5 protein-coding genes are annotated in these 10,620 nt (G+C 50.5%); 4 read left to right on the top strand and 1 reads right to left on the bottom strand.

From position 1 onward, the window contains the following. Nucleotides 1-175: 175 nt before the first annotated feature. Together HMPREF0670_RS02755 and HMPREF0670_RS02750 are read left to right on the top strand one after the other, a co-directional pair. The gene (locus HMPREF0670_RS02755) at nucleotides 176-2,374 is read left to right on the top strand and encodes a glycoside hydrolase family 3 C-terminal domain-containing protein (protein ID WP_009229635.1); all 2,199 of its coding nucleotides are present in this window, start codon (nucleotides 176-178) and stop codon (nucleotides 2,372-2,374) included. Between the two features lie 32 nt (nucleotides 2,375-2,406). Continuing rightward, entirely contained in the window at nucleotides 2,407-3,246 is an 840-nt protein-coding gene (locus HMPREF0670_RS02750; protein WP_009229634.1) for an alpha/beta hydrolase, read from the top strand. A 341-nt stretch (nucleotides 3,247-3,587) separates the two neighbouring features. Here HMPREF0670_RS02750 and HMPREF0670_RS02745 read toward each other — a convergent pair whose 3' ends face one another. Continuing rightward, complete coding sequence (locus tag HMPREF0670_RS02745; protein ID WP_009229633.1) at nucleotides 3,588-6,887, bottom strand: glycosyl hydrolase; 3,300 nt, start codon at nucleotides 6,885-6,887, stop codon at nucleotides 3,588-3,590. Nucleotides 6,888-7,035: 148 nt separating this feature from the next. On the opposite strand from HMPREF0670_RS02745, the gene HMPREF0670_RS02740 reads away from it, so the two are divergent. Together HMPREF0670_RS02740 and HMPREF0670_RS16635 are read left to right on the top strand one after the other, a co-directional pair. Then, on the top strand, nucleotides 7,036-7,950 hold the full coding sequence (locus HMPREF0670_RS02740) for an IS982 family transposase (protein WP_009229632.1): 915 nt from the start codon (nucleotides 7,036-7,038) through the stop codon (nucleotides 7,948-7,950). Between the two features lie 377 nt (nucleotides 7,951-8,327). Then, nucleotides 8,328-10,620 (top strand): peptidase M26 (locus tag HMPREF0670_RS16635; RefSeq protein ID WP_232213844.1); only part of this gene is annotated, 2,293 nt, incomplete at its 3' end.

Raw genomic sequence — 10,620 nt, 5'->3', positions numbered from 1 at the left:
CTGGACTCATACAGGAGCGTGCTCAACAGGTTCGATACCACGCAAACCAGTTGGGAGGGTTGGAACTATATCGCATTTATACTGATTTTTCTGAAAAAGATAAGGAAGAGGGAAAAGTCTAGATGACTTCAAGGGTTTATGCTGCGTAATTAAGGTAATATAACTTTATTTATCTATGATTAAAACAATTGCACTTACAGCAATGCTTGCCGGCTACATCGGACTGCAAGCACAAAACCAAAAACCGGTTTATCTGAACCCGAAAGCACCCATTGAAGAACGGGTGAAAGATGCGTTGAGCCGAATGACGCTCCGCGAAAAAATTGCCGTTATTCATGCACAGGGTAAGTTTTCGTCGCCCGGTGTTCCCCGCTTGGGCATTAGGCAGCTGAACATGGACGACGGACCGCACGGCGTACGCGCCGAAAACGATTGGAACAGATGGGGCGAAGCGGGCTGGACCAACGACTCTATCGTAGCCTTTCCGTCGCTCACTTGTCTCACAGCAACTTGGAATACCGACCTCAGCGCGCTCTATGGCAATGCCGTAAGCGAAGAGTTTGCCTTTCGCGATAAGCATATCATGCTAGGTCCTGGTACCACAATAGCCCGTACACCACTGAACGGGCGCAGCTTTGAATATATGGGAGAAGACCCTTATCTGGCCGGAGAGATGGTGGTTCCTTATATCCGCAGCACCCAACAAAACGGTGTGGCCTGCTGTCTGAAACACTTCTTTCTAAACAACCAGGAAACCGACCGCTTTAAAGTGAACGTTAATGTGAGCGAGCGCGCCGTGAATGAAATCTATCTTCCGGCCTTTAAAAAGGCGGTTCAGCGCGGTGGAGTATGGACGATGATGGCCTCGTACAACAAGTGGCTCGGTGTACACTGCTGTCAACACGACTCGTTGCTCAACGGTATTTTGAAACGACAATGGGGCTTTGACGGAGTTGTTATCAGCGACTGGGGTGGCGTAAACGACACGTGGCAGGCGGCAACAGGCGGACTTGACATTGAGATGGGATCGTTTACCGACGGTAAGTTGAAAGAGTCGGAATTTACATACAACGACTATTATTTGGCGCGCCCGTTCGAACAGTTGCTCAAAGCCGGAAAAATTCCCATGAGCGTGCTCGACGATAAGGTATCGCGCGTGCTACGCACGATATTCCGCACGGCTATGAACCCCAACCGCATCATCGGCAACCAATGTTCTGAAGCCCACTACGACGCCTGTCGGCAAATAGCCGAAGAGGGCATCGTGTTGCTCAAAAATACCCGAAACCTGCTACCGCTCGACACAAAGAAATACGGCAAAATTCTTGTTGTGGGTGAAAATGCCACTCGCTCGCTCACCAAAGGCGGCGGTTCGTCTGAGCTCAAAACTCTTTACGACATCTCGCCACTCGAAGGTTTGAAGGCGCTTTATGGCGATAAAATTGATTATGCGCAGGGATACGAATCGGGTGGAGCACATTACGACAAGATAGACACCATCCCCGTTGCCGTGCAAACACAACTGAGAAAAGAGGCCTTGGAGAAAGCACGCAAAGCAGACATCATCTTGTATATCGGCGGATTGAACAAGAATCACTTGCAAGATTGTGAAAACGGAGACCGCGAAGACTACAACCTATCGTTCGGACAGAACGAGTTGATTGCCGGATTGGCCGCACTCAAGAAACCGGTTGTGGTGATAACCTTTGGCGGAAACCCTTACGCCACACCTTGGATTGATAACGTCGGCGCATTGGTTCACTGCTGGTATCTCGGTTCCGAGTCGGGAACAGCCTTAGCCAATGTACTCTCGGGCAAAGTAAATCCCAGCGGAAAACTTCCCATAACGTTCGCCGTTAAACAAAACGACTATCCCTGCTTTGCTTACGGGGCGGAAGGATTTCCCGGTGTTAACTACGAGGAATATTACCGCGAGGGCATCTTTGTAGGCTATCGCCACTTTGACACGCGCGGTATCAAAGCTCGCTTTCCTTTTGGTTACGGACAAAGTTATACCACCTTTAAATACGGACGGCCTACCCTTTCGTCGCGCACCATCGCACCCAACGGACACCTCACACTCACTGTTGCTGTAACCAACACAGGAAAAAGAGCAGGCAAAGAGATTGTGCAGCTGTACATCGGCGACGACAAAGCCAGTGTAGAACGCCCGCGAAAAGAACTGAAAGGCTTTAGAAAAATTGCACTGATGCCGGGCGAAACCCGCACGGTAACATTCGATATTACCACCAAAGACCTGCAATTCTTTTCAGAGAAAGAGCACCGTTGGGTAGCCGAACCCGGCACTTTCAAAGCCTATGTATGCGCTTCGTCTGAGGATGTACGCGGTACGGCTGCTTTCGAACTGCGCTAAACCTTATCGAATAACAAAATAATCATCAAACAATGAATCAAACAACCTACATCCGCTTCATCAAGAAGCAACTTTTTACACTTCTGTTTTGCCTGCTGGCCGCTACGACGGCGCAAGCACAAAACACCGTACGCAAAATACAAGTTCCGCTCGGCAACGAGGGCGCACAACTTTTTGGCTACCTGCCCGAGAAGCCTACGGGACGCGCAGTTATCTGTTGTCCGGGCGGAGCCTACGAAAGTTTGGCCATCGACCACGAAGGTCATCAATGGTCGGCCTTCTTCAACCCACGCGGCATTGCCTTCTTTGTGCTTAAATACCGCATGCCGCGCACCAATCATATCATTCCGCTGACCGATGCCGAAGCTGCCATGCGCCTTGTGAGAGATAGTGCCGCAGCATGGCACATCAATCCCGCCGATGTCGGCATCATGGGCTTTTCGGCCGGCGGACACGTGGCCAGCACCCTCTCAACCCATGCATCGGCTGCCACACGACCCAACTTCGCCATTTTGTTCTACCCCGTTATCACGATGAAACAACCCGGAACCCATCTCGGTTCGCGCCATCACCTTCTGGGCGATAAGCCCGACCGTAAGTTGGTAGAACGTTATTGCAACGAGCTGCAGGTACGCAGCGGCGAAACACCGACAACCATTCTCTTTCTTACCGCCGACGACGATGTGGTGCCACCCTTAGAAAACGGTGTGGCTTACTATTGCGCCATGCAACGCGCCGGTAATGCCTGCACGCTACACATTTACCCCACCGGCGGGCACGGCTTTGGCTATCTGTCCTCGTGGCGTTATCACAACAACGCTCTTTACGAACTTAACGACTGGCTTACCCGTCTACCTGCTCCCACGCGCTGAAAAATATTACAGCCCGCGCACGAGTTGGTAAGATAATAAAAGATGTGAGTTCTGCTGCTTGTTGAACTCACATCTTTTGCGTATAAGGATAAAAAGATAATTGTAACAAACGGCTGATAAAACGACAGAGCCGTCCGGTCACCATTTCAGGCATTCCGACATTCCGAACATACAATCCGGTCACCAGTTTAGATATCCCGACACTTTCAATGCTCAAAATAATTTATTACAAGTGTTTCGATTAAAAATGTCGCCACATCCCAAAAGGATGCGGCGACATTTCTGTATGCCCCTCCACCCGGCAAAAAAGATAGGTGGAGATGGAGAAAAAGCGCAACCCGCTAATGCTCAATCGATAGCTCTACAGGACCCAGTAAGCCCGATGGCAATAGGGGCGAATCGGCCTTATAAAAGGGGAAACCCGTGTAGGTGTAACACTTGGGATTATTGGGCTGGCAATCACCGATAAGCCGATTGGCCCAAAGGTTTATCACCTCTACCTCAATGCGGTTATCACCCTTCTGCAGCGCGTCGGTAATGTCGACAGTGTAAGGGGCCTTCCACAGTATGCGCTGCCGCCTTCCATTAACGATAACCTGCGCCATGCAGCCTACCTTACCCAGATTTAAAACATAGCGAGCTGCTTTGAGGGGGAAGGACGGAAGTAGGAAACGATTGCGATAAACGGCGCGGCCCGAATAGTATTTGATATCGGGGTCAGACTGTTCGGTGTACGATTGCAGGCGAGGCATAACGAGGGTTTTCTCGGTCGGCATATTATCGCGGAAAGTTACCTGCCAATTGGTTTCGATTTGACACACGGGTGTTATACGACGAGCGGGCAACTGCTGTTCGGCCGGTTGCGCCTTTCCCTGAAATACCACGAAAACGGCATCGTTGGGCACCATATCAAGATAAATAGTGGTTGCATCGCGACCCACACGGTAAGAAAGCTCTTCGGTCTGCCCCGTTTCGGGATGCCAGAGAAGGGGTTTCATACCTGCCGTGCGACAGGTAACGGTAAGCGAGCGCGACCGGTCGGTGCGGTTGTTGAGCCAGTAAATCTCGGCGTTGTCGGTGGTGCGATGCACATATCGCCAATGCGCAGCGGCTCCTTCGGCTCCATTGCCTTCGCTCACCACAACATCGGGAAGTATTCCGTTAGCCCTCAACACAGTGGCGGCCGACGCATAGTTGTAAACGTTGGGGCGACCCGAATAAAACACCTCGCGCACCAGTCGGGCAAACTCAAGGCTATCTCCCGTTAACGAGGGCATCAGCTCGGGCACCTGTCCACAGATAAGAGCTCCTTCACGGGCCAATCGAGCAAGAGTTCGCAATACGGGAAGCGACATCTTGCGGGCGTTCTTATCCAGCACCAGCAGACGATACTGCATTCCGCTGGGAGCGGTGAGGCGACCATTGCGGAAGGTGATTATCCGGGTGAGGGCGTCGGCATTGATGTAATCGAAATTGTAACCTGCGGGTATATCGGGATGAACGTGGGCAAAGAGACCGGTGATATTGTTGTCTTCACCGTAATAATACAAGATGTCGGCCACGCTACGTCCCTGTTGCATCATATAACTGCTGCGCGCCAGATAGTCGGTCCACGGCTTGGCCCATTCGGCCCACGTGTCGTGGCGGTTAAACCAAGGTCCGTACATCATCAGTCCCAATCCGGGTCGCTTGTCGTCTACCGGTTGATGAGCGCATTCTTGAATAAAGAAACGGTTCACGCCGTTAGCTATTTCGAGGTCGGCAACCGGTTTCAGATTGCCCGGATAAAATACGTAAGCACCGGAGTAGAGCCCATTGGCGGTCATCGATTCGGCAGCAACAATGGGTTTTCCGTAAAGATGAGCCACAGACGCCGACTCACGAATGTCGCTTTCAGACATTGACGTAGTAGCGGCATCGGTGGGCTGACACCACATGGCAGCCATCGGAATGTCTCCTTTGCTCTTGGCTTCCATACCGTCGGCAAGGTAAAGCCGCCCGTTCTCGTGCGTTTCATAATAGGTGCTCATCCCCCGAGCAGCCAATATGCTGTCTACTTGAGCATACAGGTTTTCGGTAATCAGCTCGCCAATAGTCTTCCGCCAATCCCAAAGAAAGCGTTCACTGCGGTCGGCACTGCCGATAAGTTGTCCGGTAAGAACGGGCAACCACTTTACCAAACTATATCCACGCCGACTCTCAAACTCTTGTTCCATCTTCGGCGTCCACGTTTCCCAGCCCGATTCGTAGCTGTCAATAAGCATCGATCGCAAACCACTCTTTCCCAACATCTGTTTTGAAGCATCGTCGTAGGTTGAGAGATAATAATTGAGATAATCGTGCACAGCCTGCGCATCCAGCTTGTCTACCTCCAATCCCGTAGCCTCGGGCGATGCGGGATGATTTTTCTTACCTGTCAGCGAATACCCGAACCGATAGATACGCCAATTTCCTTTGGGCACTTTCCATACCAGTCGCCCGGTCGAGTCTACTTTATCGGTGAGCACAACCACATCATTTAACGCAGTAGCAGACGCATCGGCAGGCGTGGGATAAAGCTCCAAATCGGGTGGTGTTGCAAAACCTGCCTTTTCTTCAGCGTGGTTCACACGGTCAATGGTGTAAAGCTGAAGCTCCGCTACCTCTGTAACTTTCTTTTGGGGAACATTGTCAAAACGAATGCGAAAATACTTCGCCCGCGTGGGCGGAATGGTTATTGTTTGTTGCGAAGCACCTCCGCTGGGAATATCGCACACCTTACGGAAAACGATACCGTCATCGCCAGCCTCTAAATGCTTGTTAACATCGGCAGGAACAGAGGCCCATTCGTTACGAAACCGACCGTCTACAACACTTATTGCCCGAATGGTTTGTGGCTTACTAAAGGCATACTGTATCCACGTATAACCATTTTTTTCGTCGCACGGAAGCTGCACGGCAGTAGTTAGGTCACCATCGGTAAGCGTGCGTAACGAAACTTCTCCGCCCAGCGTTGTTGCAGTAGCTCCAAGTGAAACCATAGAGCGGTCTGTCGGCAAACATTTCACAGCCACAACGGCAATATCTTTATAATAGGTCACCTCGTTACCACTGACAAAAGGTGCATGTACCGATGAGTTGAAATTCTGAAAATAACCCGTTGCTGTATAAGGTGGTGGCAGCATTCCACGATAGGTTATTCCCCCTTTCACATCCAGCTCTCGCCACACCAATTTCTTCATCGCCTGTTCAGGCGTAACCCACGGGCCACCGGTAGAACTCCAGCCGGGCGAACTGGCCACAGCCATCTCCATTCCCAATGAGTCGGCCAAATGAACGGCATAAGAAAAGGCGTCTTTCCACTCGGGAGCCATATATTCAAGTCGTTTTTCAACAATCTGCGGCGTTTCCAATCCAGCATCGAAATGATGAAATCCACCGATGCCGATACGGTGCATCCACATCAAATCCTTATAGATGCCGTCTTTGGTAATATTTCCATTCATCCAATGCCACCAAAGATGCGGCCGTGCCACTGCCGGCGGATTGACAAACGATCGATAGAGTGACGTTTCCTGTGCCTGCGCATTCTGTGTGGCGAAGAACAGGCACACCGTTAAAAACATTTTAAGTAAATAGTTCCTAAGAGATTTTTTTGACATTTTATAGATTTATGAGCGTAGCAAATAATGCGTATGAGTTATTGAACTACCCCAGTTCGGGATAAGATTTTGTTCATAAAAGTTGGTAGTCTCATAAATATTTTGTACCTTTATAGGTGAAAAACAAAGAGTTACAAACATATTTAATATGACTACCGATTACAAAGTTACAGAATTATTTTGTATAATAGACGAGTTTTGCAAACATTTTGATGCAAAAAATGCAGGAAATCTACTTGAAGACAATAGCGGAGTCAAGCGTAGACGTCGCCAAGCGTCGTTGTCCGACAGTGAAATCATGACCATTCTGTTGTATTTTCATTTTGGTACATTCCGCAATTTCAAGCACTACTACCTGTTCTTCATTAAGGGTACGATGAAGTCTTATTTTCCGAAAGCCGTGTCATACAACCGCTTTGTGGAGTTGGAAAGCCGCGTGTTCTTCCAGCTCATGTTCTTCCTTAATCTGGGAGCTTTCGGAAGATGTACCGGCATAACATTCGTTGATTCCACAATGATACCCGTATGCCATAATCTCAGGAGATATGACAATAAGGTATTCAAGGGAATTGCCACTGACGGAAAAGGAACAATGGGTTGGTGCCATGGCTTTAAGCTCCACCTTGCGTGCAATGACAGAGGCGAGATAATAGCCTTTGTCCTTACAGGCGCAAATGTCAGCGACAAGGACCCGAATGTGTTCAAGGTTCTTGCTAAACGACTGTACGGCAAGTTGTTCGCTGACAAAGGCTATATTTCGCAGAAGCTGTTTAACTTCCTCTTTGAGGATGGAATACAGCTGGTGACAGGGTTGCGCGTAAACATGAAAAACAAGCTGATGCCGTTCTATGACAGAATGATGCTGCGCAAGAGATACATTATCGAAACCATTAACGACATGCTGAAGAATACTGCACAGATTGTACACTCACGCCATAGATCTGTAACCAACTTTATCATGAACCTTATTTCAGCATTGGGAGCATATTGCTTCTTCGACAATAAGCCAAAGGCATTGCAGGGATACTGCATCGAAGACACCAAACAGCTGTCACTATTCTAAGGGCAAAACAACTTCTTTCAGCTTTCTGTTATTACCCACTCCTAATGGCATGGGGAGGAGGCGTATTCACGCTGCATTTATATTGTATAAGACACTCGGTTATCCCGAACTGGGGTATCTACTACACATCGATACCACCAAGTTTTTTTGGCCCCGTCATCAACTATGATACTCACAACGTTAAGGCCGAGTTCAAGGTCGACAATAATGACATTGCGACTGTCACCGCGTACGGATTCCTAAAGTTCAAGTGCCCCGGAACGGTAGTCCTCACCGCCACTTGCAGTGCCAGTGAGAACTGTGCCAAAGCGCAGTGCAGCACGACGGTCACCACGAAGCGCGACGGGGTAACCTTTACCTCAGAAGGCCTGCCCGACGTGATTTTCAACAATACCTCTTACTGCATACGTAACTATCTCTATAATAGCAAAACAAAGAGCGGCGGGAATTTTCATGCTAATGGGTCCTTCAGCGTTACCAGCAGCAACAACGCCATCCTCCGCTACGATGACCTCTGGCTCAAGTTCAGCGGCACGGCAGGCGAGGCGACCACCTTCTCGCACACCTTCATTGTGGCGCGTCGGGACCAATACGGCACGATACTCATCAAGGACGCCAACGAATGGAAGGTGTTCTGCAAACTCGTCAACGAAAAGGGCATGACTAATCTCAACGCCCGTCTTGAAGCCGACATCGACCTCGGAGGAGACATCGCGATGGTGGGCAACAATTACGCCGGCACGTTCGACGGACAGAACCATACGCTGAAGTTCAACTGGAATGGCGGCTCAGACTCTGAAATAGCCCCCTTCAAGAAAGTAAGCAACGCCATTATCAAGAACCTGCGTACCGAAGGGACAATCAAGTCAAGCAGTTACTATTTGTCAGGATTGGTTGGTGACGCTTATGGCACCGTCAACATTTCCAACTGCGCCAGCAATGTGAACATCACGAGCAGTCATACCGGCGGCAGATGCGATGCGGCGGGCATGATTTCTTATATAGGCGGCGGCAGTGCCAATATCACCATCACTGACTGCCTCGTCGAAGGCAACATCACTGCCATGACGGACGAAGGCAAGAAAAGAATGGGTGGGTTTATATATAACAAGAATGGCTCCTGCACCCTGGCCAACTGCCTCTACGTCGGCACGAACAACGCCACCAGCGGCAACACCTTCGCCTACAACGCCACCATCAAAAACTGCTACTACCTCAACGCCTGCGGCACAGCGCAGGGCGAACAGGTAACCAAGGACCAGCTCAAGAACGGCTACGTGGCCTGTCAGTTGCAGGCAGGCAGAAACGATCAGGTCTGGGGACAGGCCTTCGGCAGCAACGCGCCGCAGCTCACCGCCGACGGCGCGAAGCGGGTCCGCAAGGTGGAATTTACCTACAACAACCGGGTGAAAGCCACGCGCTACGCCACCCACGGCAACGCCATCTACGGCGGCATGCCCACCTTTACCGCAAAGGACCTCCTTGGCAGCGACTACAACGAGCACCATTATTACTCCGGAATCACCTTTGAGGGCGGCTTCAACGGCTCAACCATCGTCAACACCGACCGGACCGTGGCAGTAACCTTCAACAAAAAAGACTACTACGAAATCGCCTCGAAGGAAGATTGGAAGGCGTTCTGCGACCTCGTGAAAAGCGGACAGAACGTCGTTGATGCCAAGATGACGGCGGACGTCAACCTCGGTGGAGACATCGCGGTGATAGGCAGTCGCAAAAACTACTCCGGCATATTCGATGGACAGGGCCATACGCTCACAGTCAACTGGAATGTCGGCAACAAGAGTTACATAGCACCATTCTACATTGTAGAGAAAGCCACCATAAAGAATCTGCGCACCGAAGGGCAGATAACCTCAAACGAAAAGTTTTTGTCTGGATTGGTTGGCAACGTCTATGGCACTACCACCATCTCGGGCTGCGTCAGCGCGGTGAACATCACGAGCAGCTATGACAATGGTGGATGCAACGCGGCGGGCTTGATTTGCATTGTAAAACTCGGTGCCAATGTTACCATCGATGACTGCGTTGTAAAGGGTAATATCACTGCCACGACGGATAAAGGAAAGGAAAAAATGACGGGATTCGTAAGCGGTCAGGAAGGCACCTGCACTCTGAACAACTGCCTATATCTTGGCAGCAGCAATGGGGATACATTTTCAAGAACCTTTGTAGATGACGCTTACCACGGCGTAACCACAACCCTCAACAACTGCTACAACCTCAACACCTGCGGCACGGCGCAGGGCAAGAAGGTAACCAAGGAGCAGCTCAGGAACGGCGAAGTGGCTTATCTGCTTCAGAACAAGCGCGCCGGAAACTTCTGGGGACAGACACTCGGCACCGAGAACGATCCGCAGCCCACCGACAAAGCCGAGAAGCACGTCTGCAAAGTGGACTTCACCTACAACGACCAGGTGAAAGCCACGCACTACGCCACCCGCAACAACGCCATCTACGGCGACATGCCCACCTTTACCGCAAAGGACCTCATGGGCAGCGACTACAACGAACACCATTATTATGCCATCGCCTTTACCGGCGGCTTCAACGAAAACACCACCGTCAGCTCCGACCAGACCGTGGCAGTAACCTTCAACAAAAAAGACTACTACGAAATCGCCTCGAAGGAAGACTGGAAGACGTTCTGCG

The organism is Prevotella sp. oral taxon 317 str. F0108 (assembly GCF_000162415.1).
Lineage (GTDB): Bacteria > Bacteroidota > Bacteroidia > Bacteroidales > Bacteroidaceae > Prevotella > Prevotella conceptionensis.
Note: the sequence above shows the minus strand (reverse complement) of the source record. Positions and strands in the feature narration are given on the sequence as shown.

What these genes read in the sequence shown, in the direction of transcription:
- HMPREF0670_RS02750 (WP_009229634.1), top strand. Translation starts at nt 2,407, where the DNA reads ATGAATCAAACAACCTACATCCGCTTCATCAAGAAGCAACTTTTTACA.
- HMPREF0670_RS02745 (WP_009229633.1), bottom strand. Translation starts at nt 6,887, where the DNA reads ATGTCAAAAAAATCTCTTAGGAACTATTTACTTAAAATGTTTTTAACG.
- HMPREF0670_RS02755 (WP_009229635.1), top strand. Translation starts at nt 176, where the DNA reads ATGATTAAAACAATTGCACTTACAGCAATGCTTGCCGGCTACATCGGA.
- HMPREF0670_RS02740 (WP_009229632.1), top strand. Translation starts at nt 7,036, where the DNA reads ATGACTACCGATTACAAAGTTACAGAATTATTTTGTATAATAGACGAG.